This is a genomic window from Marinicrinis sediminis, from assembly GCF_042685085.1.
Lineage (GTDB): Bacteria > Bacillota > Bacilli > Paenibacillales > KCTC-33676 > Marinicrinis > Marinicrinis sediminis.
This window is the reverse complement of sequence record NZ_JBHUMM010000032.1, coordinates 1-25,001: the sequence shown is the minus strand read 5'-3', so window position 1 is coordinate 25,001 and position 25,001 is coordinate 1. Positions and strand designations below refer to the sequence as shown.

Genomic DNA, 25,001 nt, shown 5'->3' with positions numbered 1-25,001 from the left:
TGCATGGAGCTGACGAATACTAATCGGTCGAGGGCTTATCCCAACACAACTCCTGCACCAAGCAGGAGGAAGTAATACCTGATTCAAACCTAAACCTTTCGCATTCAGTTTTGAAGGAGCAAGTGCTCGCAAAACAGCAGTTGACAGATTCTGCGAATGATGTTAGACTGCATCTTGCAGCAAAAAATGCATACTTCAACTCATTTGAAATTATTACTTTCCCTGATAGCTCAGTTGGTAGAGCACTCGGCTGTTAACCGAGTTGTCACAGGTTCGAGTCCTGTTCGGGGAGCCACGGAGAGGTGTCCGAGCTGGCCGAAGGAGCACGATTGGAAATCGTGTAGGCGTCACAAGCGTCTCGAGGGTTCGAATCCCTCTCTCTCCGCCAGTCATTTTCAAGGCCCCTTGGTCAAGCGGTTAAGACACCGCCCTTTCACGGCGGTAACACGGGTTCGAATCCCGTAGGGGTCACCATTTAAAACATTACAAGGACGCTTAGCTCAGCTGGGAGAGCATCTGCCTTACAAGCAGAGGGTCGGCGGTTCGATCCCGTCAGCGTCCACCATGAAAGTCATTGCCGCGGGGTGGAGCAGTCTGGTAGCTCGTCGGGCTCATAACCCGAAGGTCGTAGGTTCAAATCCTGCCCCCGCAATATTCTCATCATCATTTGATCTTGGGAAGAACATCATCTGGAGCTGTGGTGTAGAGGCCTAACATGCCTGCCTGTCACGCAGGAGATCGCGGGTTCGAATCCCGTCAGCTCCGCCATTCAAGGCTCGGTAGCTCAGTCGGTAGAGCAGAGGACTGAAAATCCTCGTGTCGGCGGTTCGATTCCGTCCCGAGCCACCATTTGGCGTATTTGTTGATTTTGTGCCGCTGTAGCTCAACTGGTAGAGCATCTGACTTGTAATCAGAGGGTTGGGGGTTCAAGTCCTCTCGGCGGCACCATGTAATTTCATATGGGGGATTAGCGAAGTGGCCAAACGCGGCAGACTGTAAATCTGTTCTCTACGAGTTCGGTGGTTCGAATCCATCATCCCCCACCAGTACAGGGGCATAGTTTAATGGTAGAACAGCGGTCTCCAAAACCGTTAGTGTGGGTTCAACTCCTGCTGCCCCTGCCATTTCCATTTAAATTGTGGCGGTCGTGGCGAAGTGGTTAACGCACCGGATTGTGGCTCCGGCACTCGCGGGTTCAATCCCCGTCGATCGCCCCATTTATTTAGGGGGTTAGCCAAGCGGTAAGGCAACGGACTTTGACTCCGTCATGCATAGGTTCGAATCCTATACCCCCTGCCATTTTTGAATGACATGCGGACGTGGCTCAGTGGTAGAGCATCGCCTTGCCAAGGCGAGGGTCGCGAGTTCGAATCTCGTCGTCCGCTCCATAAAATGGCGCCATAGCCAAGTGGTAAGGCAGAGCTCTGCAAAAGCTTTATCCCCAGTTCGAATCTGGGTGGCGCCTCCATTTGTCTGTGCCGGGGTGGTGGAATTGGCAGACACACAGGACTTAAAATCCTGCGATAGGTGACTATCGTACCGGTTCAAGTCCGGTCCTCGGCACCAGTTAAAGAAATTAAATATGTGCCCTTAGCTCAGCTGGATAGAGCGTTTGACTACGAATCAAAAGGTCGGGAGTTCGAATCTCTCAGGGCACGCCATGATTAGCCGGTGTGGCGGAACTGGCAGACGCGACGGACTCAAAATCCGTTTCTGGCAACAGAGTGGGGGTTCGAGTCCCTTCACCGGCATAAAGACCCAATCTTTGGATTGGGTCTTTTTTGCGTTCCCAGTTTTTCCGATCTCAGTCCTTCCGAGATGAGGGATGAATGACCAGGGCACGAAGTGAGGTCGTGACAGAAAAGTGGGTCGGGTGATATAATGCGAGGCATACTCAACTGAACGGTAAATGAGGAGGGCATACATACATGAAGAGCATCAAGGCTCCTTTGCATCAGAGCAGGACCAAGGCCAGTCAATGGAGCATCACGAGAGTCATGCAGGTTTCCTTTCTTGCACTCGTTATTGTTCCGATATTCTTGACTGGCATGTTATCTTATCAAAGTTATAAATCCATTCTCGTCGAGCAGTCGATTGAACAATCCTTGCAGACGCTACAGCAAGTATCCATTGGCATTGATCGCGAGGCCAGTCAGATCATGAACACGGCAGAGTCGATTTATCAGGATGTTCAGCTTTTGCAGGCAGCGGGAAAGGTGGCCCAGATGCCGAACGCAGAAGCAGCAAGTGGTGTGGAGCAACAAAGAGTTAGAGAAATGATTCAGAACTACTACCATTATACCGATGATATGATCAGTGTTATTTTCTTTTATCAGGGCGGGGGAGCTTTTAGTTCGAATGCGGATACGAGGTATAGTGAGAAATTGCTGCGAACTTCGATCATGTATAATAAAGCGCTCGCACAAAAGGATCAGGTGCTGTTCTTCGGATTGCGATCGAATGATATGCCGGGAGTGGGAGGCAAATATTTGAATACAGCTGCTGTTGCGCTCCCTCCATCTGCTCAGGAACAGACGGGGGTGGAACTGATCTATTTTATTTATCGGGATACGCTATTCCATCACTTGTTTGATACCGACTCCGATGAGCATGGCACCTTTATCCTGGTCGATCAGGAATATCGCGTTATCGCAGCCAATCGCGAAGCATATATTCAAAGCTGGTGGGATCAGCCTACCTATTTGTACCGCACCATGTTATCCGGTTCAGGGGAATACCAGGAGACCATTGAGGATGGAAAGTCATTTATTACGTTTCACACCGCACCGGAGTCGGGTTTCAAGGTCATCCATATGATTCCCTATGCCGTGCTGATGGCGCCCCTGCAAAAGGTGTTTCAGTTAACGGTTGTCATCATCGGCACAGTCATGGTACTGTTCTTGCTCGTATCCTGGTATCTGGCTCGCATGATGACACGTCCGGTGAAGGATTTGGTCAAGGAGATGGTCAAGATGCGTCGGGGGCACTTGCAATCGGATTATGAACCTTCGGGGCCAACAGAAGTGTACATATTAGGAGCTCGCTTCAAGCTGATGCTCAGTGAAATCGATCAGTTGATGAAAGACAAAGAGGTTCAGGAACGAGCAAAGGCGATGGCTGAATTACGAGCGTTGCAATCACAGATCAACCCGCATTTTTTATTAAACACATTAAATACGATCAAATTGATGGCGGTTATCGGGAAAGTACCCAATATCCGTGACATGACCGATGCCTTTATCCGTTTGCTGTCATCGACTTTTAACCGAGGCGGTTCCTTGCACCGGGTCAAGGATGAAGTCGACTATCTGGAGAAATATTTCTACATTATGAGCTTCCGATACGGGAATTATGATCTGATCTGGGAGATTGACGAACAACTGAAAGAGACGTATATGCTGAAGCTATTAATACAGCCCATCGTAGAAAATGCGATTGTGCATGGTCTTCAATATCAGGAAGGCTCGGGTGTGCTGCGCATTCAGGCGAAGAGGGAGCAACAGACGATGGTATTCGTTATCGAAGATAACGGGGTCGGTATTTCACAGGAAGAAACACGGGAATTGCTCGTCAACAAAGAAACGGAGAACTTTAGTGGCATTGGTGTTCACAATGTTCATCAACGAATTCGTCTGCATTATGGGGAACCGTTCGGATTGGAGATACAAAGCATGGAAGGCAAGGGAACCCGCGTGACGATTAACTTGCCTGTGCTGGAAGAGAACAAATGGGATGGTGAGGAATTGTGAGTAGAAAAGAGCAGTATCGCATGAATTATCACGTCATGCTCGTCGATGATGACCCCATCATTCGATTAACCCTCCGTAATTTGATCAGAGAAAGTGGATTACCGTTGGAGATTAGGGCCGAGTTTGCTGATGGAAGTGAAGCATTGCGATTCTTGCAATCCGGACAGAATGTAGATTTGATCATGATAGACATGAAAATGCCGGTCATGGATGGCATTTCATTGTTGAGGGAAGTGTATCAGCGCCCTTCTTCCATACCTGAAAGTCAAACCCCGGTATCCGTCGTACTCAGTGCCTATTCGGATTATGATCTGGTCAGGGAAGCTTTTGTACTGGGTGCTGTTGACTATATGGTAAAAGTGGACCTCGATCTGGAACGTGTTCTTCCCGTTCTGGAAAAGGCCATTAAAGAACTGGAACGCAAACAGATACCTCCGCATCCCGTTACATTCAGAGATCATCATCGTGAAGCGTCGATGCTGAGAGAATGGCTGGAGAAGGAAGAAATGACTGCTGAACCTGAGAGCGAAAAGGTATTGATGAGCATCCTGGGAAATTGCCGCGCTGTGGTGGTGCTTCATATCGAAAAAAATGGTGCCGGTGAAGGGACCAGTGCTGCTGATATTATGTTGCAAACGACGGAGCAAGCCTTGCAGGAAGTTAGCCTACCCCATATTCTCGTGCAGATGGAAGAAAAGAAATTTGTGCTCTTTCTCGGATTTGATTCTCAAGAGAGTCAGCTATATGCAAGAAACAGATTGAGCAAAGGATTGATTACGATTGGCAGAAGGTTGAAGCAATATGCCAATGTGTCGATTACCATTGGTGTTTCAGCGATGTATGAACCACCCGTTTGGACGTTGACAAAAATGAATGAGCTGGTTCACGAGGCGGAGAAACTGGCCGCTCAGCGATTTTTTCATGGGGGAGGTCGTGTGTATTACCCGGAATCGGCCTCCTCCTTGCAGCAGTCAGGCAAATGCACAGAATCGGACTTTCATCAGCGGAGAGATGAAGTGCTCCAAGCCATGTCCGATGAACAACCAGAGGTGTGGAAGGCACGATTTGCGAAGTGGAAGGACGGAGGAGTGCCGGATCAGGAAGAAGCGAGCATCCGCGCCTGGTTTGATAATTTTGTATGGGATCTCGGTGGTCTTCTGTATGAACGAAAGCTGCGCTGGGAGCTGCTTGACGAGCCTTTTCGGCATCCGTTCCAATGCCTTCGGGAATGCGACACCCTGGTGACCGTATGGGAGACCGTGTTTGAGATCACACAGCGTGTGCACAGGTTGCTCCATGAAGCGTCCGAGCAGGAGGAGAATGGACCTTTGCAGCAAGCGAAAGCGTATATCGAACAGCATTACGCAGAAGGCATTACCTTGACGCTGATCAGCGAGATGGTCCATGTGAGCGAGAGTTATTTGAGTAAACGGTTCGTCAAAGAAACAGGTGAAAAATTCATTGATTTCCTGACTCGTGTCCGTGTCAATCGGGCCATAGAACTGATGGGAACGAACCGGAAGCTCTACGAAATCGCCGAAGAAGTCGGATATCTCAATCCGGAACATTTCAGTCGGGTTTTTAAAAAAATGACGGGGTACAGTCCAGCCGTTTATCGGGACAAGCTGTTGAATGAACAAAAATGATCAAGGGAATAACAAAAAACATCATGTATGAAGCGCTTCCAAAATAGCAAAATGATAAGTGTAAGTGCTTATACAATAGAGGAGGTCACAAAATGAAAAAAGTTGTTTTCTTATCCGTGTTAGCCTTGATGTTGGTTCTCTCCGCATGCAGTGGCGGAAATAACAACCAGCAGGGGAATGGACAGAATGATGGCAATGACGGCAATGATGGGGGAAGTAAAGAGACGGTCACGATTGAGCTGGCTGCTGGAGCCGATGGCTCGAAGCAGAGGGATGCGGCGATCGAACGTTTTAATGAAACACATACAGACATTCAGATCAAGTATGTGGAACTGCCTTCCGTCCCGAACGAGCAGTTGACGCGGTATTCAACCTGGTTTAACAGTCACAGTGAAACACCTGATCTGTTTTTGATGGATGTAACATGGCCGAAAATGTTTGCATCCGCAGGCTGGATTGCACCGCTGGATGAGTACCTCGATGACGATTTCAAGGAGCGTTTCTGGCCGGCAGCGCTGGAAGTTGCGCAAATGGACGGCAAGCAATATGGCGTTCAGTCCTATATGGATGTGGGAGCACTCTACTACAGAACGGATTTGCTAGAAAAGTATGGACATGAAGTGCCTACGACCTGGACCGAGCTAGAGGAAATATCCAAAGACATTATCGCGCAAGAAAATAATCCAAATCTGGTCGGCTACGTGTTCCAGGGTGCCAAGATTGAAGGAGCTACCCTGAACTGGCTGGAATTTTTCTGGGGTAATGGCGGAGAAGTGATGGATGAAGAAGGGAACATCCGGGTAGACAGTCCGGAAGGCATCGAAGCGATGAGAACGATGCAAGGACTGGTTCATGAGTCTGGTATCTCTCCGGTCAGCGTCGCGACATCCAACCCGAATGATAACAAGATCGTATTCGGAAATGGCAATGCCATATTCATGCGCAACTGGCCGTCATTCTATGAAGTGATGAAGGATGAGGTAGTCAAAGGCAACTATGATGTTGCACCGTTGCCGCATCATGAAGGATTCGAAGATCATTCCAGCACAGGTGGATGGGTATACGGGATTAACAGCAACTCTGAGCATAAAGAAGAAGCGGCTGAAGTAATGAAATGGTTCCTGTCCAATGAAGAACAAAAGGATATGGCTATCAATGGTGGCGTAATCCCAAGTGTGAAAGCGGTCGTAGAAGATCCGGCAGTCATCGAGGCACAGCCGGTATTCGAGAAGTTGACGGCTATATTGGAAAATGCAAAGAGTCGTCCTGCCTTGCGTGCCTATGAACAATTCAGCCGGGCTCTGCAGACAGAAGTGAATCTGGCCATGAACAATTTGAAAGATGCCGAGCAAGCGATGAAAGACGCACAAAAAGAAATAGATAAAATTGAGCAATGATGATGGGCGAGCATAACGCAATCGAGATCGTTGTTGTCCAACAAAAACTGAAAAGGAGGGATCGGAATGTCGCAAGCTAATTCTGCAATCAAGGGATTAACGAAAAAAACAAAGCGTATGCGCTGGACGGACGGCAAGCTGGCCTTGCTGTTAACCGTTCCTCCGGTTCTATTCCTGCTACTATTTACGCTTTATCCGATTGCCAGAGTATTCTGGATGTCTCTCCATCAAATTTCGGTCACCCAGCCTTGGCTGGGGACCCCTTTTGTTGGACTGGAGAATTACAAGGAAGTATGGGCAGATTCAAGGTTTTGGTATTCGACCTGGTTTACGCTGGCCTTCTCCATTGTGACCGTCATCTTTGAAATTATACTGGGTATCGCGCTTGCGATTCTAGCGAATAAGACCTTCCGTTTTCGCGGATTGGCCCGTGCTGCAATCCTGTTTCCCTGGGCACTTCCAACCATTACGAATGCCTTGACCTGGCGCTGGATGTTCAATACGGATTACGGGCTATTCAACGGGATGATGTTGCAATTTGGCTGGATTGATCAGCCGATCAACTGGTTGGGGAATTCGAATCTTGCCTTCATTGCGATCTGTACCGTGGCGATCTGGAAGACCGCTTCGTTTATGGCGATCATTATTTTGGGTGGCCTGCAATCCATTCCGGGTGATGTGTACGAAGCAGCGAATATTGATGGAGCCAGCCGGATTCAGGCGTTTTTCCTGATCACGCTGCCGCTGCTCAGAAATGTCATTATGGTTGCGCTCGTTCTGCGGACGATGCACTCCCTGCAGGCCTTTGATCTGATGTATGGGCTGACACAAGGGGGACCGGGCAACACAACAGAATCACTCCCGATGTACATTCATACCAAAACCTTTACCGATATGGAATGGGGATATGGCTCTGCGCTTGGTGTGATGCTGTTCGTCATCATCCTGATCATCTCCTTCATTTATGTCAAATTACTATACAAATCAGATTAGGGGGACATCCATCGTGAAAAAAATAGCATTTTACCTAACGGTGATCGGTACGATGGTGCTTTCTTTCTTCCCGTTGTACTGGTTGTTCATCTCTTCTCTGAAGCCGAAGAGTGAGCTGTTCAGCATACCTCCGAAATGGTTTACATGGAATCCGACTCTGGATCATTATGTGGGCGCTTTTACTCTTCAGCCACTGGGGCAATATTATAAGAACAGTCTGGTTGTTGCCGTTATTACCCTCATTATTTGTCTGATTTTTGGCTGTATGATTGCATATGCAGTGGCGAGACTGAAATTCAAGGGGAAATCGGCGGTTCTTATGCTGGTTCTGGCAACCTCGATGTTTCCACCGATGACGATGGTGCTGCCTATCTTCACCGGTCTGAGGGATGTAGGGCTATTGAATTCATATCTCGGACTTGGACTGACGCATAGTGCGTTTTCACTGCCCATGGTCGTATGGCTGTTATCCGCTCTGTTCAAAGAGGTGCCGAACGAGCTGGAAGAAGCGGCACTTATCGACGGGTATAATCGATTCCAGGCCTTTATTCGTATCTTTTTGCCCCTGGCTGCCCCGGCCATGGCGACCGCTTCCATTCTGGTGTTCGTGAACAGTTGGAATGAATTTTTATTCTCCTTTACCCTGATGTCCGAAGCGGGCAAACGGACACTTCCGGTCGGGATCATGATGTTCCCGGGCGAATATGATTTCCCTTGGTCAACCATTTCAGCGGCGATCGTGGTCTCCGTAGTACCGCTCGTGCTGGTCATTCTCATATTCCAGAAGCGCGTGGTGCAGGGATTAACGAATGGTGCGGTGAAAGGATAAATCATCTCATATTGATAAATAAGAAAGGAAGATGAATATGCGCGTGCTAATGCTAGATCTGGATTCACTCAGTGTCGATCATATGAGCTGTTACGGCTATCATCGCCAGACTACGCCCAATATCGACCGCATTGCCAAAGAGGGCGTGAAGTTTGACAACTACTACACCTCAGATGCGCCATGTGCGCCTTCCAGGGCTGCCTTGATGTCTGGACGATTCGGGATTCATAACGGGGTCGTGGGACATGGCGGAACAGCCGCGGATATGCGCCGCGAGGGAATAGAGCGAGACTTTCAGGACACGCTGGCAAAGGAAAGCTTGCCTGCTTTTCTCAGAACTAACGGTCTGAAAACGGTCTTGTTCAGTCCCTTCGCCGAGCGGCATGCCCAGTGGACCTTTTATGCCGGTTTTTCGGAAATCCACAATTCAGGCAATTGTGGGATGGAATCTGCAGAAGAAGTCACCCCGAATGTTCTCAACTGGATCGATCGAAACGCACAACAGGATGACTGGTTCATGTATGTGAACTATTGGGACCCCCATACGCCATACCGCGCACCGGAGAGCTTCGGCAATCCATTCCAGGACGAGCCTCTGCCGGACTGGCTGACGGAAGATGTACTGGAAAAGCACAGACAAAAGACCGGCCCGCATAGTGCGAGAGATATCAATATGTACAACAACAAGACCAATCCGTTGTATCCAAGACAGCCTGGTGAGTTGCCAGACATGGACGGATTGCGTCAGATGATCGATGGTTACGACTGTGGCATCCGCTACATGGACGGTCATATCGGAGAATTGTTCGCTGCTCTGGAACGGCAGGGAGTTATGGACGATCTCGTCATTATCATTACGGCTGATCACGGCGAGAATCAGGGGCAGCTTGGTATTTATGGCGAGCATGGTACAGCGGATCAGGGCACCTGCCGGATTCCGATGATCTTTCGCTGGCCAGGTGTCACACAGCCTCATCTGAATCAGGGGCTCCACTATCATCTTGACCTGTTGCCGACTCTTGCTGAGTTACTTGACAAGCCGGCCTGTGCAAGCTGGGATGGACAAAGTTACGCTTCCGCCCTGTCCGGAGAGAAAGAGAGCGGAAGAGATTATGTGGTCGTCTCTCAGTGTGCTCACGTTTGTCAGCGTAGTGTCAGATTCGAAGACTGGATCTACATTCGCTCCTATCATGACGGCTATCATTTGTTCCCGAAGGAGATGCTGTTTAACCTGCGGGAAGATCCGTATGAGCAGCATAATATCGCGGAAGCTCACCAGCAGGTTTGCAAGGATGCCGTGTACAGGCTGCAGGAATGGCATGACGACATGATGAGTACGATGCCGTATGATACCGATCCGTTATGGACAGTCATGAAGGAGGGCGGCCCGTTTCATGCGAAGGGACACCTGAAAGCTTACACGGAATGGCTTGAGCAAAGTGAGCGCAGTGAAGCTGCTGCGGAACTGAGACAACGTTATCCGGCGGAATTCCAATAAGTCTGATGGCTTGCAAAAAAGCGTGTTCGATTATCGAACACGCTTTTTTAATATGTCTATTAGATTGATTTCGATTTAATAACCTTCATTAAGATTCATTTTGAACAGGGCTTCCCCCGTACAGGAAACGGTATTCCCAGTGACTGTCTGCGATCGTGTCAATGCGGACACCACCGGAGTCCTTGGAGTAGGTATGCAAGATTTGACCGTTGCCGAGGTAAATGCCGTTATGCGTGACTCGGGCCGTTGATTTGTTGACTCCAGCATAGTCGCTCGCATGAACGCCTTCATAGGAACTGAAAAACAGAATATCACCCGGCTGAAGTTGTGAGAGATGGTTATTCATTTGGCCAAGGTCTTTCACAAACTGGGCCTGCTTTCTGGAGTCAGAAGGCAGCGAGAGACCGAGGGCATCCTTGAAAGCTTGTCTGACAAAATCAGAGCAGTCAAAAGTTGCCACGTTATGCCTGGATGAGCCAAACTCGTAAGGCGTCCCGAGATATTTCATTCCGGCATCGATCACAAGCTGAGCGAGCTTGCTTGCTGGCAGCGATTCGTACTGCTCATCCACTTGCTCGACATAATCGGTCTTCATGTAGGAAGCACTGCTCGATACATAACCGACGGTGCCATGGCGATCCTTCACCTGGTACCAGTACTCATTCACCTGCGACAGGATCTGAACCTGTTCCCCGGTCTGCAGGTAGCGAATGCGTGCATCTGAAGTGGAAGGGCCTTTTCGGAAGGACACCGAGCGCACAATCTCACCTGAATCTGATCCTGACGTGCTGTCAGAAGGTTCAGACGGTGCAGTTGGAGCAGGTTCGGAATCCGATTGATCATCACCCGTATTCAATTGTACATGTATGTAGGTTGAATGGGTGCTCGTATAGCCAACCGTGCCCTCACGATCCTGTACTTTGTACCAGTATCGGTTCACTTCGTCCAGAATCGTAACCTGTTCCCCAGATTGCAAATATCTCATACGGCGATCTGATGTAGAAGGCCCTGTGCGAAATGAAACGGATTTTTGTATGGTGCCGGTCCCGATGCCAGCCTCTCCTGCGGGTTGGGAGGCCTCAGGCTGTGCAGGCGGAGCAGAGCTTGTCCGTTTGACATACTTGCTGTTGCTGCTTACATATCCCGTTGTGCCGGACTGATCCTTGATTTGATACCAGTATTGGTTGACCTCTCGGACAATCTCGACACGCTCGCCAGCTTGCAGATAGCGGATGCGCGTATCTCTTGTGGAAGGCCCCTGACGGAAGGAGACAGAGGAAACAACGGTTGCGTTCCCTTCGATGCTGGAGCTGACAGTCGATGGTGACACGTCCAGGTAGCGATCGATCGTGGTGACGTAGCCGACTTTGCCGGCCTGGTCCTTCACTTTGTACCAGTAGGCATTGGTTTGATCCAATATTGTAACGGTTTCTCCTTCTTTCAGGTATCGAATCCGATCGCCAGATGTAGAAGGAGTTTCACGAAAACTGACACTGTTTTTGATTTCAGCGGTTGATGCGGCGGTCACGGGTTCCAGACCTGTTGCGGGTAGTCCGCTCATTAGAAGTGAGGCTGCCAGGGTAACCGATAGTAGTGATTTTTTCTTGCTCATAGGATGATTCCTCCTCAAGTTTCCATCATGATGTTTGTCTGATTGGTTTCCTATGCCAAGAGCGACTGGTTAGAATGAAGCAGATTGCAATGTAATGACACCCATAATTGCCTTGCAAAGGGTTTGTACCACCTCGCTTACCAACCTTTTCTTCTATTGCTAGCTCCATCTTATCATAGAGCCCAAACCCCGTTTAACCAGTAAATCCTGCCAGTCAGTCTGTGAATCGAATGATTATCGCAGAACCTGGGCCTATATCCTTCCACGGCTCGGGCAGGACTTCATACTGGACCTGAGTCCAGGATCGAAAACCGCCGTCAGTCCGTTTTGCATTCTCATGAAAGATCCTACAATAGAGACATGAACAACACACCGCATCACGAAAAATGAGCAAGGCAAAATGAAAATGAAATGGAAAGGTGGTGGATGAATTGAATAGTCGTAAAGCGTTAGGTGCATTGCTATTTATTTCACTGGGTCTCTTCATCCTGTTGGGACAGTTGGGGTGGATCGTGGGAAACTTGATAGGGTGGCTCGTACCGATTGCCATGATCCTGCTGGGGTACTACGGTGTAAAGCATGGCAAGGGATTCATTGGGTGGATTCTTCTCATCATCGGTACCGTGAGTCTGTTAGGGAAGATGTCGGGTCTGATCGGCTGGCTGATCGCGATCGGTCTCATCTGGTACGGACTGCGAATGCTGAAGCCGAAGCGAGCCGCATAGAATGGACAGCACAATGAACTGAATCCAGCTATAGGAGGAAAAAAGAGCGATGAGTGTGATGAAAAGAGTAAAAGACATAACCGTAGCCACTCTGCACGAATATATGGAAAAATCCGAAGATCCGATCGGGGTTATCGATGGTTTTCTATCCAGACAAAAGCATCAGCTTCGCAACCTGGAACAACTGTTGTATCAAACGAAATCTCACGCAGAAAACCTTCGTCTTCAATATGTGCAGGCCGAAGTCATGGCCGAGAAAAGAGGCGAGCAGGCTGAGTGGGCAGTGAAAGCAGGAGAAGAACATGCGGCCCGCATAGCGCTGCAGGAGAAAATTCAGCAACAGGAAAAATCGGAGCAGTACCGGGAATTGTATGAAAGCACGCAGGATACCGTCCAGCAACTGGAGCAGCAGGTGATGGAGCTGCGTGAGGAATATCAGTCCGTACTGGACAAACGGGAATATTACCTGGCCAGAATTCGGTCCGCCCAGTTGCAGCAGCGCTGGAATCGACAGTCCCAGCAGCATGGCATGGATTCAGGCTGGTTCCACAGATTAGAGGATCAGGTAGAAAATCTGGAGCATGAAACCCGGGCGTGGGGAGATATGCGCCGAGAAAGTCGGGCGGCCTCATATACCTCGATGAAAATGGCCAGCCGGGTTGATTCAGAGCTGGAGCAGCTGAGAATGAAAATGAAGGAAAGGAGGGAGCAGCAGTGAAGTTGTATCGTTCAGTCAGAGATAAAAAAATTAGCGGACTTTGTGGAGGTCTCGCAGAGAGCTTCCAGATTGATCCGACGCTTCTCCGGCTGGTTGTCGCCGTATCGGCGGTCTTCTCCGGGGGAACGGTGTTGCTGGTCTACCTGGTCGCCTGTCTGATTATTCCAAAAGAGTCGCCGTATGAGCCTCATTTTGCGGGTGGATACATGCCCCGCCAAGATGACAGTCGCTATACTTCCTCCTACCGCAACCATGGCGGCATGCAGCAGTCATACCGGGCACCGAGGGAGGAGCAAGATAAGCGGGAACTCGATCATATGATGGAAGAAATCGAGAAAAAAGCATTGCGCAAGGAAATTGAAGAACTCAAACAAAAATTATCTCAGTACGAAAATGAGAAGGGAGACAAATAAAATGGGCGTATTTAAAAGAATCGGGGATATGACAAAGGCATCGATGCATGAATTACTGGACAAGGTGGAAGATCCGGTGGTGATGCTTAATCAGTACATTCGCGAAATGGAAGAGGAAATTGCCAAGGCAGAAGTGACTGTAGCCAAGCAAATGGCAAGTGAGCGTAAATGGAAGCAGCGCATGGATGAAACGATGCGTACCGCCTATGATCGCTCGCAGCGTGCAGAGCAGGCTGTGCAACAAGGTCAGGATGAAGTGGCCAGACATATGCTGGCAGAGAAGATTCAGTATGAAGAAAAAGCACAGGAAGCAGAAGCGTTGTATGAGCAGTCCCGTCAGCAGGCAGAACAGCTCCGTGATCAGCTTCATGAAATGAAGGACGAATATTATCAAATGCGCAACAAGCGCAATGAACTGGCTTCCCGTGCCGAAATGGCGAAGGCGAGAAAGCAAATGGCTCAGGCCGTTCAAGTGCATCATATTGAATCGGGCAGTGCTGTAAGAGGATTTGGCAGAATGGAAGAAAAGATCATGCAGTTGGAAGCAGAGGCGGATGTCATGACGAGCCCGAGAAGTCCATATGCTTCGAAAGGCAGCAGCTACAGCAGACCGATGAATCCCGTGTACCAGCAGCAGGTGGAGGACCAGCTTCAATCGCTGAAAAACAAGCACAATGAACCGGCAGAGCAACTGGCAGATAAACCGGCTTCCGGAACAGAAGAATAAACCATAAAATGATGTTGCCGCATGACAAATTATGATATGCTAAGAAAGCCATAGGATGGGGGAGAACTGCCTTCATTCTATGGCTTTTCCTAGATCGTGATCGCATGTGACAATCAGCAGCAAGGAGGTGGTCTCAATCCATCAGCGTAACCGAAACACAGCGATACTGCTAATTGGAGCAGGCTTGTTTATTTTAGTTGGAAATATCGTTGGCTTTTTTACGATCGTATCGATTGGGATCATCTGGCTTGGTATTCATAAAGTACGTACAAATGAAGAAAAAACGGGCTATGTGCTCTTGGCCATCGGCGGATTGTTTTTATTGGGGGATCATTTCACCTTTGTGCTCATGGTCGTGCTCCTGTCGCTCGGGTACTACTACCTTCGTTCGAGAGAGATTCACCGGGATCAGCACTATATTCAGAGGCAGAAGCTGATGGAGAGCATGAAGTGGAACCGTCACCCCTGGGAGTTGAAGAGCATGAGCGCCTGGTCCCTCATTGGGGAGATTCAGATGGACTTGTCACTCGCACTGCCTGAATCGTCAGAGATTACACTCAATCTGCAAGGCATCATTGGAGACGTGGACCTCATCATCCCGGAAGAAATCGGGGTGGATATCCGCGCGACCGTGTTGTTCGGTCAGATTCATTTTGGTCATGAACAGGATGCTGGCTTCATGAACAAGATGCATTGGAGGTCTCCAAATTATGAGCAATGTGAGGTGCGGGTGAACATCATCACTTCGCATTTAATAGGCGATGTGGATATGAAATGGCTGTAGGAAGGAGGTGGCTGCTTGCGACAGGATAGGAAGCTGACAAATATGGTCTGGCGTTCAATGGGTGAAGCGATCTTGTACAGCGCAGCATTGATGGCCACCACCGTCTATTTTTTGCATCAAGGTGGATATATCGGGCAGACTCACAGCTGGATGGACTGGGTGCGGGACGGATTCCTGCTGCTGATGACGGCTGTCGTCATTGGTTCAGGCTTCGGTTACTGGCATAGCGGTCGCACACGCCGGAGGCTTCATATTCTGAATGACTCTTTATTGTATTTGGAAAAAGGCACGCTCTCCCGCATGATTCCGGCCCTGGGTGAGGATGAGATTGGGCGAATTGCCGATCAGATGGATCGCATTCGTCAAAAGTGGGAGGAGCAGGTGAACTCGCTGCAACGTCTGTCTACCCATAATGCCCAGTTGGCAGAGAAAGCCAGGTTTAGCGCGATTACGGAAGAAAGACAACGATTGGCTCGGGAGCTCCATGATGCGGTCAGCCAGCAACTGTTTGCGATCTCCATGACCGCAACGGCCACCAGTCGAACGCTGGAGAAGGATTTGGCCAGGGCCAAGCGGCAAATTGAGCTGATTGAGGAAATGGCCTCCGTCGCTCAGTCGGAGATGAGGGCGTTATTGTTGCACTTGCGTCCGGTACATCTGGAAGGCAAAGGCTTCTCGCAAGGGGTCAAGGAACTGATTGAGGAACTAAAAAGCAAAGTACCCATCGAGATTCAGGTGCAGATTGATGAGGGGATCCAGTTGATCAAAGGGGTGGAAGATCATTTGTTCAGGATCGTGCAGGAGGCGCTGTCCAATACACTGCGGCATGCCAAAGCGACCAGGCTGGACGTCAAATTGCAGCAGAAGGAAGAATTTTTCCGGCTGTATCTCCATGACAACGGCATCGGATTTGATCTGGATGAAAAGAAGCATACATCGTACGGGATCGTCTCGATGAAGGAACGAGTAACGGAATTGGGTGGGGACATGCATTTGATTTCGGCACTCGGCAAAGGAACGAAAATCGATATCCGCATTCCGATTGTGAATGCCAGGGACAGTAAGGAGTTGGAGCATGAATTCGATTAAAGTGCTGTTGGTCGATGATCATGAGATGGTGCGAATCGGGCTCGCTGCCGTGCTCGGGACAGAGGATGGCATTGAGGTGGTCGGGGAGGCAGGTAGCGGGAAGGAAGGATTGCTGCTCGCCGAAAAATATCATCCTGATGTCGTCCTGATGGATCTGGTGATGGAAGGAATGGACGGGATTGAAACGACGCGTCACATGATGCAGCTGCTCCCGGAATGCAAGGTCATCGTCCTGACAAGCTACATTGATGACGAGAAAATCTATCCGGTCATCGAAGCGGGCGCGTTCAGTTATTTGCTGAAAACATCGCGGGCATCGGAGATTGCGCAGGCAATCCGTTCAGCCGTCAACAATCAGCCGGTGCTGGAATCGCAGGTGGCGAGCAAGATCATGAACCGTTTTCGCACGTCCAAGCAGGAAAGTTTGCCTCATCATGATTTGACAGAACGTGAAATGGAAGTGTTGAAGCTGATTGCCAGGGGAATGTCCAATCAGGAAGTGGCGGATGAGTTGTTTATCGGCATCAAGACCGTCAAGTTTCATGTAACGAACATTTTGGCCAAACTGGATGTAGAAGATCGCACCCAGGCTGCCATCTATGCATTCAAGCATGGTTTGGCCGAAGATGATGTATAAAGGTTCTGTTTCCGGTCTATCCTATTACTAGATTGATAGAATAGACAGGGGGAAACAGGGATGCAAGACTGGATACGCGGGTTCTGGAAGCTGGGTTTGCCGATTGCGATCGGTGCGGTGATGATCACGGGGATCATGGGTTATCCGATGCGTGAAGTTCAGGCACTTTTGCTGGAAGAAGACAAAAGCGTGCATGCCGAGTTTGTCGAGTGGCTTCAGGAAACCGAGACGGTTCTTGGCGCTCCGGCAAAATGGACGATCACCTATAGCGGAAGCTGGTCAGGAGGGCGCGATCTAATCCAACAAATGGAGGATACTTCAGCATTCGGAGACGGTGTATCGGAACTGGTGTGTACAAAGAATGATCCTGAAGATACAGCCGATACAGCCGATACAGCCGATACAGCCATTACCCTGAGAGATGATGCGCAAGAAGAACGGGTTGATGAGGCTGGCACACAAGTGGGAGAATCGATCTGTACGTGGAAGCAGCACGATTTTGACGCTCGGCTCACCGTTCATGCGCAACAACAAGCCGCTGCATACGCCGTACTCCAATTCAGCAGTACGACGTCGATTGGAAATGGGGATGCGTTACATCGCACCTTGCTCCAATTTAGCCAATTGCTGCATATGCCGGATGACACGCAACCATGGCGGGCACAGCTGGAATTTCATGATTTGGAAATTGAGCATTTGCATGATTATGTGTGGCACACGCTGGAAGGCGAGGAGCGGGATCGTTATGCTGATTCCGTGACCACCATTCAATCTTATTACTCACAGCCACTGCATACACGATTAACGGATACGCATGATTATGCAAATATTCAGGTAATCACGCATGAGAATGATTCTGAGGGTGTGGAGAGGCAGCTACTGGTGTATCCTCTGATTTCATCGGAATTTTAGACAATTTCGATAAAAAGGGGTCCGTTATATTGAAGTGATTTCCTCGGATATGCTACACTCTTTTAAAGACATATGCGATCAGGCATGTGAAAAAATATACACGGAGAAGATGATAAAATGACGAGCCAACAAAATCTCAACTCCCTTGACGGGGCTGTGTTATTTATATTTGGGGCGACTGGGGACCTGGCAAAGCGCAAACTTTTCCCAGCCATTTATAGCTTGTATAAAGAAGGAAAGTTATCGGATAAATTTGCTGTCGTCGGACTCGCCAGAAGACCGAAGACACAGGAGCAATTTCGCAATGATATTCGTTCCTCCATCCAGGAATTCTCTAGGTATAACGAGGACGAAGAGCTTTGGACACGTTTTGCGGATCATTTTGAATATCAATCCCTGGATACGCAAACCATGGATGGTTTCCAGGAGCTAAACACGCTCACTCAGCAGCTGGAGTCCAAATTCGGACTCGGGGGCAATCGTCTGTTCTATTTGGCGCTGGCTCCTGAATTGTTTGGCGGCGTTGCGCATAACTTGAAAGCAGGCGGTCTGCTTGACAGTGACGGCTGGCATCGATTGGTGATCGAGAAGCCGTTTGGCTACGATCTGAAGTCCGCTGAGGCGCTCAATGAGAAGATTCGGGAAGTGTTCGAAGAAGAAGAAATTTATCGAATTGATCATTACCTGGGCAAGGAAATGGTTCAGAATATTGAGGTTGTCCGATTTGCAAATGCGTTCTTCGAGCCGCTATGGAATAACAAATACATAGCCAATATCCAGATTACACTTAGTGAGACGGTAGGTGTGGAAGAACGCGGCGGTTATTATGACCAGTCCGGGGCACTCAAGGATATGGTGCAGAATCATATGCTGCAAATGGTGGCGATGATGGCCATGGAGCCGCCTAGCAGACTCGTGCCGGAAGACATCCGGGATGAGAAGGTCAAGGTATTGCGTTCCATCCGACCTTACAAAACGGATGAAGAAGTGCGGGAGCACGTCATTCGCGGACAATATGCGGAAGGACAAGTGAAAGACAAGACGCTTAACGCTTACCGCTCGGAGAATTCTGTCAATCCGGCTTCTTCGACCGAGACCTTCTTCGCTGCGAAGCTGTTCGTGGACAACTTCCGCTGGGCCGGGGTTCCGTTCTATGTGCGGACAGGCAAACGGATGCCAACCAAGTCCACAGAAGTTGTGGTCGAGTTCAAGAATATGCCGGACAACGTATATTTTGCCAAAAAGACGAATTTGCAGCCTAATCTGCTCGTCTTCCGCGTCAATCCGGAGGAAGGCATTTATATTAAAATCAATGCCAAGCGCCCGGGATCGGAATGGACTATTATTCCGGTTGCGATGGATTTCTGCCAGAGCTGTCAGGTCGGCTTTAATACCCCTGAAGCTTATGAGCGTCTGTTGTTTGATGCCTTGCGTGGAGATTCCACCTACTTTACTCGCTGGGATGAAGTGTCCAACGCCTGGAAATACATCGATCATATTGCCCAGTCCTGGTCCAAGGACGCCAGTGATTTACAAATGTATCCGGCCGCGACATGGGGTCCTGACGCCTCGCACGAGTTGCTGGCGAAGGACGGCTTCAAATGGTGGCCTGTCCACGGGCAGGATGAAGATGATGTGGTGTGGGTGAAGAGCCTGTCCTGAGAGCAAGATGTATGCATGACAGGGTTACAGTAATGGGAACTGAGATAGATGGAGATAGATGGAAAGGGAATGAACTATGAGCAAACCGTTGAAAAATCAGCTTCAGCAGGAAGTTGAAAAGCGAAGAACGTTTGCCATCATCTCCCATCCAGATGCCGGAAAAACGACGTTAACCGAGAAGCTCCTCCTTTTTGGGGGAGCTATTCGCTTGGCTGGGACGGTAAAGGGGCGCAAAGCTGCCAAGTTTGCGACTTCGGACTGGATGGAGATTGAGAAGCAAAGAGGAATTTCGGTCACTTCAAGTGTGATGCAATTTGATTACAAGGGACACCGTATTAACATCCTGGACACCCCGGGTCACCAGGATTTCAGTGAGGATACGTACCGGACCCTGACAGCGGCCGACAGTGCGGTCATGATTATTGACGCGGCCAAAGGGGTGGAGGCACAGACGAAAAAGCTGTTTCAGGTGTGCCGCATGAGAGGGATTCCAATCTTCACCTTTATTAATAAGCTGGACCGGGAGGGACGCGATCCGTTTGATCTGCTGGAAGAAATTGAACAGCTCCTCGATATTCGCTCTCACCCGATGAACTGGCCGATCGGCATGGGCAAGCAGCTAAGCGGGATCTATGATCGTCATAAGCAAAAGGTCGAATTGTTTGACGAGCAGGATGACGAGAAGATCGAATACACAGAAGTAGCAGGCTATGAGGATGCGAAGATTCGTAAAATGGCCGGCGAGCATCTGCATGACCAGCTTTGCGAGGAAATGGAACTGCTCGATGTAGCGGGCGATGATTTCGACTTGGAGAAAGTGAGCAAAGGGGAGCTGACACCTGTCTTCTTCGGCAGTGCGATTAACAACTTCGGCGTACAGACTTTTCTGGAAAACTTCCTGCAACTTGCTCCGACACCCGCTGCACGCAATAGTAATGAAGGCATGGTTGAACCGACGGAGGAAAAATTCGCAGGCTATATCTTCAAGATTCAGGCCAATATGAATCCGGCTCATCGGGATCGACTCGCTTTTCTGCGCATTGTGTCCGGGAAATTCGAACGCGGAAAAACAGTGTTTCATGCAAGAAGCAACAAAAACATGAAGCTGACACAGCCACAGCAGTTTCTGGCGCAGGATCGGGATATTGTGGATGAAGCGTTCCCTGGCGATATAATCGGTTTGTTTGATCCGGGCGTATTTCGAATCGGGGATACGCTGGCAGAGAACAAGACTTTGAGCTTTGATGAGCTCCCTACCTTTTCCCCTGAGATCTTCAGCAAGGTGATCGTCAAAAATGCCTTGAAGCACAAGCAGTATCAGAAGGGCATTGATCAGTTGACGGATGAGGGGACCATCCAAGTGTTTAAGACTGTGGGTTTTGAGGATATCATCCTCGGCGTGGTGGGACAATTGCAGTTTGAGGTGTTCGAATACCGGATGAAGCATGAATACGGTGTGGATATTCAGATGCAGCGCATGAGCTTTTCTCACGCGCGCTGGCTGGTCGGAGACCAGATTGATCCGGGTAAATTCCGAATTAACTCGACGGCTGTCACGGACAAAAATGGTCATTACGTCGCCTTGTTTGAAAATGAATATGCGATGCGCAGTGCCATGGAGAAATTTCCGGACATTCAATTCCTGGAAACCGCTCCTTAAAACCTGTTGCGTGACAGGAAGGAATAGAATCCTGATGCAAAAAAACCGTCTCAATAGACGGTTTTTTCTTTGTCTTGGATGTGATTATCAGGTGAGTTGTTTATGCAGCGTTTCCAGCATGTGTTGCTGTTGCGAATCATCGCTGTTTTTCCAGATCATTTCGAACAGAACCCCAAGGCCTGGCAGCGCTTTTTCGTCGCCATCGATGGAGTCACGGATAATCTCTTGCAGCTCGGATTGTGATTTGTCCTGTACTCTCTGAACAATCGCCTCGCGAAGGCTAAGCATAACGGAATTCAATGTCATTCCTCCTGTCTGTTCAAGCATGTTGAAGGGCATGGTCATAGGCCATGAAAAGCAAGTTCATGTATGCTTATTGTGTACGAGTCCACCTCTTTTATACGATGAAAGCTGTGCTATAATGGAAACAGCATGCTCAGCATCGCATCAGTCTCACAGGGTGGGGGAAACCATTATGAAGAAGAAGCAATTTGCCGTCATTGGAATGGGGAGATTCGGTTCCAGTGTCGCTCAGACCTTATATAAGCTCGGATTTGAAGTGCTTGCCATGGATGCCAATGAAGACCGTGTTCAGGATGTCATTAACCTGACGACGCATGCCGTACAGGCTGATTCCACGGATGAAGATGCGCTCAAGGCACTGGGCATACGCAATTTTGATGTGGTCGTCGTCGCGATCGGACAGGACATTCAGTCCAGCATTCTGACGACACTGATCCTCAAGGACATGGGCGTCAAGACGCTCATTGTCAAAGCGCAAAATGAACTGCATGGCAAGGTGCTGACCAAGATCGGCGCAGACAAAGTCATTTTCCCTGAGCGGGACATGGGGCAGCGCGTCGCGCATCATCTGATCTCGCCGAACATTATTGACTTTATTGAGCTTTCACCGGAATACAGTATCGTAGAGATTGTAGCGGGCAATGATATGGTTGGAAAGAACTTGCGGGAACTGGATATTCGCGCCCGTTATGGCTGTAACGTGATCGCCTTGAAATCCTCTACCGGTTATATGAACATCTCTCCCTATGCAGAGGACATCATTCAGGCGAATGATATTCTCGTTGTCGTCGGGAAAAACGAAGATTTGCAAAAATTTGAGGTGTCATTCTCTTGAGATTTGAATCGATTCAATCTGTCTCTAATCCGAAAGTAAAGTCCTGGAGTCAGCTGCTAACGAAGAAGGGCAGACTGGCGCAGGGCAAATATATGGTGGAAGGCGTCCATCTCGTGGAAGAAGCGTTGCGCTCCGGTCAGGTGGTGGAAGCTTTGCTCGTGCAAGAGGGCAAGGGCTTGCCGGATGAGCTGCAAGCAGAGGAAGGGACGAACGATGTTCCGGTCTGCTATGAGGTGACAGAGGCGATTATGCAGAAGTGCTCGGATACGGTAACGCCTCAGGGCATTTGTGCCATCGTACATAAGCCCAAGCTGTCGTTCAGTCAGTTGCTGTCGCACCCTAATCCGTTCGCCATTGTTGTGGATCGGCTTCAGGACCCAGGCAATCTCGGCACCATTATTCGCAGTGCCGATGCTGCGGGAGCTTCGTATGTCCTCATTGGTCAGGGAAGCGTGGATGTATACAGTCCCAAAGCCATCCGATCGACTATGGGATCGCTGTTTCATCTTCCCGTCGTGGAGGTTGATTTGCAAGAGGTCATTCCGGCGGCGACTCACCGAGGGATCGAAGTGTACAGCACATCACTGGACGGAGAGTCTCACTGTTACGAATACGACTATACCAGGCCGACCTGGCTGGTCATTGGTAACGAAGCACAGGGGGTATCAGACGAAGTGCATGCGCTCGTCTCCAGGCAGGTCTGGATACCGATGCAAGGACAGGCCGAATCCCTCAATGCGGCTATGGCCGCCACGATTTTGCTGTTCGAGGCCATGCGGCAGCGCAGCTTTAACAAATAAAAATCCTGTCCAATTTTGTTTTTACCCTCCCTGGTTAAAAACACCTGTGCCCAAACCACTAAGACTGGAATATGGTTGAAGATTACCTCAACCATTTCTCTAGTCCTTTTCCAGATCCTTTCCAATCCTATAAAGGGATTCAGCATTTCTTTACTCCTATCCCTGATTCCTTGTCCGATCATTTCGCTGTCTTTCTGGACAATAATTATTATTCGTTTCGTTCACATTTGAATCAGTTGGCTTCCAATTTTCTATGGGTTAAACTTAACACCAAGGGACACTAATTATTATTCATATTTGTTCATAATTTAATTATTTTCACTTCAATTCAGGTTTTTTTTCTTATTCTTTTTTTATCCCAGCATTGGCATTGAGACCTTGTGAGTAAACATCAGGGAATAGGGAGAGTCTATGATTGCAGCAGGTTTTTTGTGTTTCTACAAATAAACAGTGTTATGGTGTCTGGAAATAAGAGATGCTAACATGCCATTTATATTATTTGAGAATATAGCTTTCGAGAAACTTTTTTATCTGAAGTGAATATACAATGGTAGTTGGATTTGGTAATCCATTTATGCTAAGACAGAGGAATAGATCTTTCTAAATCGATAAAGTTAGTTAGGCATGTAATCCGAATTATGATACTAAGTTTCTTTATAGGAAAGGTATGCTCGATTTTTATCAAGCATTCAAAGCAATGATAGGTTTGGAGATTGCGATATCTCATTTCGCTTTTGGGTTACTGAAGTTGTTGATTTAAATAGAAATACAAGCTTAAGCTTGGGTCACGGGCATAATGAACATTCAATTGTTGCGAAGAAAAGGTGATTGTATTTGGATATTCAACAAATTATTGAGTTTGAGAATGAGAGTTCATATGTTGACTTTAAAAAGAATCAATATCAAAACAGTGAGGACCTACTAAAAGACATCTTGGCCATGGCGAATGCAAATATCGAAAACAAAAAACGATACATCATTATTGGTGTTAAGTATTTGCCTGACGGTAGTAGGGAATTACATTCAATTCCAAACAATGATTTTAAAGACGATTCAGATTATCAGGAATTAGTGAGAAGTAATATCGAACCAGAAATCCAGTTTAAATATATTCCAGTTGAATTTCAGGGAAAACTACTTGGGGTTTTTGAGATTGAAGAGTGTGATGATCGTCCTTATGTAATGAAGAAAACTTATAAAAGGCTCGAAAAAGGATTTTGTTATATTAGAAGAGGTTCTCAAAATGGAAGAGTGATAAGAGAAGATCTTGAAGTTATTTACGGAGATCGTTATAAGAGGAAGCGTCAATTCGAGATAAAAAACTCATACTTACATTTACTTAAACATGAATTTAAAAATAATAGAAGACTACTTTATACGATGGATACATATATCTGTGAGGGGCCAATTATTAGAGAACTTTGGGATACAGCAAGTGAGATTTCTAATCATTTCAATTTTGAAGCCTGGGATTCTCTTATGCGGTCAGGTGTAATTGCCTCACTTGAATATGAGGAGATGGAAAAATATCGATTTGCGATAAAAACAATAAGAGATTCCATATATTATGTAAGGGAAGTATCGGCAAATTGGATGCGTATACTTGCCTGGAATCATCCAATATATCAATCTGAAGTAATGAGTCATGAATTAAGACAACCAGCTTCCCCAAAACTTGTACTGCAAACAAGTGTTAAAAACTGTAAAGAATCTTTGAAGATATCCCAAGATGCAATACTTTCTGCAATTGAGATATTAGATTTAAAGCATTATTCTTAACTACGACATAACAAAAGTTAATTCCAGAACAGCAATTTTTCAAAATTATCTGAACTGAACAGAAAATAATATTTGAATGGCTGAAATCCAGTCGAAGTTAAGTTCCACGAGTCTGTAAACTAGATTGTGTAAACTCCTAAATCTATTAAAATAGAGGTAGGAGAAAGGTTGGGATCTACACATGGGATTATGGACGAAAGAGCAGCTTCGCGCATTCATCAAAGAAAATAAGT

The 25,001-nt window shown here is 48.1% G+C and carries 21 protein-coding genes and 17 tRNA genes; 36 read left to right on the top strand and 2 right to left on the bottom strand.

The genetic code is table 11. The annotated features are described in order from the left end of the window. Window positions 1-219: 219 nt before the first annotated feature. The 23 genes from ACFSUC_RS11770 (at window position 220) to ACFSUC_RS11660 (ending at window position 10,112) form a co-directional block, all read left to right on the top strand. A tRNA-Asn gene (locus tag ACFSUC_RS11770) sits at window positions 220-295 on the top strand. A 1-nt stretch (window position 296) separates the two neighbouring features. After that, a tRNA-Ser gene (locus ACFSUC_RS11765) sits at window positions 297-388 on the top strand. 11 nt (window positions 389-399) lie between these two features. Continuing rightward, window positions 400-474 (top strand) — tRNA-Glu (locus tag ACFSUC_RS11760). 15 nt (window positions 475-489) lie between these two features. Beyond that, window positions 490-565: transfer RNA gene (locus ACFSUC_RS11755), tRNA-Val, on the top strand. Between the two features lie 13 nt (window positions 566-578). After that, window positions 579-652, top strand: a tRNA-Met gene (locus tag ACFSUC_RS11750). Between the two features lie 39 nt (window positions 653-691). Next, window positions 692-768 (top strand) — tRNA-Asp (locus ACFSUC_RS11745). Between the two features lie 5 nt (window positions 769-773). Continuing rightward, window positions 774-849 (top strand) — tRNA-Phe (locus ACFSUC_RS11740). A gap of 23 nt (window positions 850-872) precedes the next feature. Continuing rightward, window positions 873-948, top strand: a tRNA-Thr gene (locus tag ACFSUC_RS11735). A gap of 13 nt (window positions 949-961) precedes the next feature. Next, window positions 962-1,046, top strand: a tRNA-Tyr gene (locus tag ACFSUC_RS11730). 4 nt (window positions 1,047-1,050) lie between these two features. Then, a tRNA-Trp gene (locus ACFSUC_RS11725) sits at window positions 1,051-1,124 on the top strand. A 17-nt stretch (window positions 1,125-1,141) separates the two neighbouring features. Next, window positions 1,142-1,217, top strand: a tRNA-His gene (locus ACFSUC_RS11720). A gap of 7 nt (window positions 1,218-1,224) precedes the next feature. Next, window positions 1,225-1,299: transfer RNA gene (locus ACFSUC_RS11715), tRNA-Gln, on the top strand. A gap of 14 nt (window positions 1,300-1,313) precedes the next feature. After that, window positions 1,314-1,388 (top strand) — tRNA-Gly (locus ACFSUC_RS11710). A gap of 6 nt (window positions 1,389-1,394) precedes the next feature. Next, window positions 1,395-1,468, top strand: a tRNA-Cys gene (locus tag ACFSUC_RS11705). A 9-nt stretch (window positions 1,469-1,477) separates the two neighbouring features. Next, a tRNA-Leu gene (locus ACFSUC_RS11700) sits at window positions 1,478-1,566 on the top strand. A gap of 18 nt (window positions 1,567-1,584) precedes the next feature. Continuing rightward, window positions 1,585-1,661 (top strand) — tRNA-Arg (locus ACFSUC_RS11695). A gap of 6 nt (window positions 1,662-1,667) precedes the next feature. Then, a tRNA-Leu gene (locus ACFSUC_RS11690) sits at window positions 1,668-1,751 on the top strand. Between the two features lie 177 nt (window positions 1,752-1,928). Continuing rightward, window positions 1,929-3,749, top strand: coding sequence for a cache domain-containing sensor histidine kinase (locus tag ACFSUC_RS11685; RefSeq protein ID WP_379929787.1), 1,821 nt, complete (start codon window positions 1,929-1,931; stop codon window positions 3,747-3,749). Continuing rightward, window positions 3,746-5,395 carry a helix-turn-helix domain-containing protein gene (locus ACFSUC_RS11680; RefSeq protein WP_379929785.1) on the top strand — a complete coding sequence of 550 codons (1,650 nt, stop codon included), beginning with the start codon at window positions 3,746-3,748 and terminating at the stop codon, window positions 5,393-5,395. The genes ACFSUC_RS11685 and ACFSUC_RS11680 overlap by 4 nt, the downstream gene beginning before the upstream one ends. 92 nt (window positions 5,396-5,487) lie before the next feature. Continuing rightward, window positions 5,488-6,792 carry an ABC transporter substrate-binding protein gene (locus ACFSUC_RS11675; protein ID WP_379929784.1) on the top strand — a complete coding sequence of 435 codons (1,305 nt, stop codon included), beginning with the start codon at window positions 5,488-5,490 and terminating at the stop codon, window positions 6,790-6,792. 66 nt (window positions 6,793-6,858) lie between these two features. Continuing rightward, entirely contained in the window at window positions 6,859-7,785 is a 927-nt protein-coding gene (locus ACFSUC_RS11670; RefSeq protein WP_379929782.1) for a carbohydrate ABC transporter permease, read from the top strand. Window positions 7,786-7,798: 13 nt separating this feature from the next. Beyond that, window positions 7,799-8,614 (top strand): carbohydrate ABC transporter permease, encoded by an 816-nt coding sequence (locus ACFSUC_RS11665; protein ID WP_379929781.1) that lies wholly within the window; start codon window positions 7,799-7,801, stop codon window positions 8,612-8,614. A 37-nt stretch (window positions 8,615-8,651) separates the two neighbouring features. Next, window positions 8,652-10,112, top strand: coding sequence for a sulfatase family protein (locus tag ACFSUC_RS11660; RefSeq protein ID WP_379929780.1), 1,461 nt, complete (start codon window positions 8,652-8,654; stop codon window positions 10,110-10,112). An 88-nt stretch (window positions 10,113-10,200) separates the two neighbouring features. On the opposite strand, the gene ACFSUC_RS11655 is transcribed toward ACFSUC_RS11660, so the two are convergent. Further along, the gene (locus ACFSUC_RS11655; RefSeq protein WP_379929779.1) at window positions 10,201-11,724 is read right to left on the bottom strand and encodes a C40 family peptidase; all 1,524 of its coding nucleotides are present in this window, start codon (window positions 11,722-11,724) and stop codon (window positions 10,201-10,203) included. 431 nt (window positions 11,725-12,155) lie between these two features. Between ACFSUC_RS11655 and ACFSUC_RS11650 the strand changes: the two genes are divergently transcribed. The 10 genes from ACFSUC_RS11650 (at window position 12,156) to ACFSUC_RS11605 (ending at window position 21,051) form a co-directional block, all read left to right on the top strand. After that, window positions 12,156-12,449: a LiaF transmembrane domain-containing protein gene (locus ACFSUC_RS11650; RefSeq protein ID WP_379929777.1), complete on the top strand. Its 294-nt coding sequence runs from the start codon at window positions 12,156-12,158 to the stop codon at window positions 12,447-12,449. A 49-nt stretch (window positions 12,450-12,498) separates the two neighbouring features. Then, complete coding sequence (locus tag ACFSUC_RS11645; protein WP_379929776.1) at window positions 12,499-13,167, top strand: PspA/IM30 family protein; 669 nt, start codon at window positions 12,499-12,501, stop codon at window positions 13,165-13,167. Then, the gene (locus ACFSUC_RS11640; protein WP_379929774.1) at window positions 13,164-13,580 is read left to right on the top strand and encodes a PspC domain-containing protein; all 417 of its coding nucleotides are present in this window, start codon (window positions 13,164-13,166) and stop codon (window positions 13,578-13,580) included. The genes ACFSUC_RS11645 and ACFSUC_RS11640 overlap by 4 nt, the downstream gene beginning before the upstream one ends. 1 nt (window position 13,581) lies before the next feature. Beyond that, window positions 13,582-14,307 carry a PspA/IM30 family protein gene (locus ACFSUC_RS11635; protein ID WP_379929773.1) on the top strand — a complete coding sequence of 242 codons (726 nt, stop codon included), beginning with the start codon at window positions 13,582-13,584 and terminating at the stop codon, window positions 14,305-14,307. A 127-nt stretch (window positions 14,308-14,434) separates the two neighbouring features. After that, window positions 14,435-15,091 carry a cell wall-active antibiotics response protein LiaF gene (gene liaF, locus ACFSUC_RS11630; RefSeq protein ID WP_379929771.1) on the top strand — a complete coding sequence of 219 codons (657 nt, stop codon included), beginning with the start codon at window positions 14,435-14,437 and terminating at the stop codon, window positions 15,089-15,091. A gap of 42 nt (window positions 15,092-15,133) precedes the next feature. Then, window positions 15,134-16,180: a sensor histidine kinase gene (locus ACFSUC_RS11625; protein WP_379929788.1), complete on the top strand. Its 1,047-nt coding sequence runs from the start codon at window positions 15,134-15,136 to the stop codon at window positions 16,178-16,180. After that, window positions 16,167-16,817 carry a response regulator gene (locus ACFSUC_RS11620; RefSeq protein WP_379929770.1) on the top strand — a complete coding sequence of 217 codons (651 nt, stop codon included), beginning with the start codon at window positions 16,167-16,169 and terminating at the stop codon, window positions 16,815-16,817. Before ACFSUC_RS11625 ends, ACFSUC_RS11620 begins: the two co-directional genes overlap by 14 nt. Before the next feature lie 60 nt (window positions 16,818-16,877). Continuing rightward, window positions 16,878-17,729 (top strand): hypothetical protein, encoded by an 852-nt coding sequence (locus ACFSUC_RS11615; protein ID WP_379929768.1) that lies wholly within the window; start codon window positions 16,878-16,880, stop codon window positions 17,727-17,729. 117 nt (window positions 17,730-17,846) lie between these two features. Next, the gene (gene zwf, locus ACFSUC_RS11610; RefSeq protein ID WP_379929767.1) at window positions 17,847-19,391 is read left to right on the top strand and encodes a glucose-6-phosphate dehydrogenase; all 1,545 of its coding nucleotides are present in this window, start codon (window positions 17,847-17,849) and stop codon (window positions 19,389-19,391) included. Window positions 19,392-19,467: 76 nt separating this feature from the next. Continuing rightward, a complete protein-coding gene (locus ACFSUC_RS11605) occupies window positions 19,468-21,051 on the top strand; it encodes a peptide chain release factor 3 (RefSeq protein ID WP_379929765.1) in 1,584 nt (527 codons plus the stop codon). 87 nt (window positions 21,052-21,138) lie between these two features. On the opposite strand, the gene sspI is transcribed toward ACFSUC_RS11605, so the two are convergent. Beyond that, window positions 21,139-21,351 carry a small acid-soluble spore protein SspI gene (gene sspI, locus ACFSUC_RS11600; RefSeq protein WP_379929764.1) on the bottom strand — a complete coding sequence of 71 codons (213 nt, stop codon included), beginning with the start codon at window positions 21,349-21,351 and terminating at the stop codon, window positions 21,139-21,141. A 175-nt stretch (window positions 21,352-21,526) separates the two neighbouring features. Between sspI and ACFSUC_RS11595 the strand changes: the two genes are divergently transcribed. From ACFSUC_RS11595 to ACFSUC_RS11585, 3 genes are all read left to right on the top strand, one after another. Then, complete coding sequence (locus tag ACFSUC_RS11595) at window positions 21,527-22,189, top strand: potassium channel family protein (protein WP_379929763.1); 663 nt, start codon at window positions 21,527-21,529, stop codon at window positions 22,187-22,189. Further along, the gene (locus ACFSUC_RS11590; protein WP_379929762.1) at window positions 22,186-22,989 is read left to right on the top strand and encodes a TrmH family RNA methyltransferase; all 804 of its coding nucleotides are present in this window, start codon (window positions 22,186-22,188) and stop codon (window positions 22,987-22,989) included. The genes ACFSUC_RS11595 and ACFSUC_RS11590 overlap by 4 nt, the downstream gene beginning before the upstream one ends. An 834-nt stretch (window positions 22,990-23,823) precedes the next feature. Next, window positions 23,824-24,768: an AlbA family DNA-binding domain-containing protein gene (locus ACFSUC_RS11585; RefSeq protein WP_379929761.1), complete on the top strand. Its 945-nt coding sequence runs from the start codon at window positions 23,824-23,826 to the stop codon at window positions 24,766-24,768. Window positions 24,769-25,001: the final 233 nt, after the last annotated feature.

What these genes read in the sequence shown, in the direction of transcription:
- ACFSUC_RS11685 (WP_379929787.1), top strand. Translation starts at nt 1,929, where the DNA reads ATGAAGAGCATCAAGGCTCCTTTGCATCAGAGCAGGACCAAGGCCAGT.
- ACFSUC_RS11675 (WP_379929784.1), top strand. Translation starts at nt 5,488, where the DNA reads ATGAAAAAAGTTGTTTTCTTATCCGTGTTAGCCTTGATGTTGGTTCTC.
- ACFSUC_RS11670 (WP_379929782.1), top strand. Translation starts at nt 6,859, where the DNA reads ATGTCGCAAGCTAATTCTGCAATCAAGGGATTAACGAAAAAAACAAAG.
- ACFSUC_RS11660 (WP_379929780.1), top strand. Translation starts at nt 8,652, where the DNA reads ATGCGCGTGCTAATGCTAGATCTGGATTCACTCAGTGTCGATCATATG.
- ACFSUC_RS11655 (WP_379929779.1), bottom strand. Translation starts at nt 11,724, where the DNA reads ATGAGCAAGAAAAAATCACTACTATCGGTTACCCTGGCAGCCTCACTT.
- ACFSUC_RS11645 (WP_379929776.1), top strand. Translation starts at nt 12,499, where the DNA reads ATGAGTGTGATGAAAAGAGTAAAAGACATAACCGTAGCCACTCTGCAC.
- ACFSUC_RS11635 (WP_379929773.1), top strand. Translation starts at nt 13,582, where the DNA reads ATGGGCGTATTTAAAAGAATCGGGGATATGACAAAGGCATCGATGCAT.
- ACFSUC_RS11625 (WP_379929788.1), top strand. Translation starts at nt 15,134, where the DNA reads ATGGTCTGGCGTTCAATGGGTGAAGCGATCTTGTACAGCGCAGCATTG.
- ACFSUC_RS11620 (WP_379929770.1), top strand. Translation starts at nt 16,167, where the DNA reads ATGAATTCGATTAAAGTGCTGTTGGTCGATGATCATGAGATGGTGCGA.
- ACFSUC_RS11615 (WP_379929768.1), top strand. Translation starts at nt 16,878, where the DNA reads ATGCAAGACTGGATACGCGGGTTCTGGAAGCTGGGTTTGCCGATTGCG.
- zwf (WP_379929767.1), top strand. Translation starts at nt 17,847, where the DNA reads ATGACGAGCCAACAAAATCTCAACTCCCTTGACGGGGCTGTGTTATTT.
- ACFSUC_RS11605 (WP_379929765.1), top strand. Translation starts at nt 19,468, where the DNA reads ATGAGCAAACCGTTGAAAAATCAGCTTCAGCAGGAAGTTGAAAAGCGA.
- ACFSUC_RS11595 (WP_379929763.1), top strand. Translation starts at nt 21,527, where the DNA reads ATGAAGAAGAAGCAATTTGCCGTCATTGGAATGGGGAGATTCGGTTCC.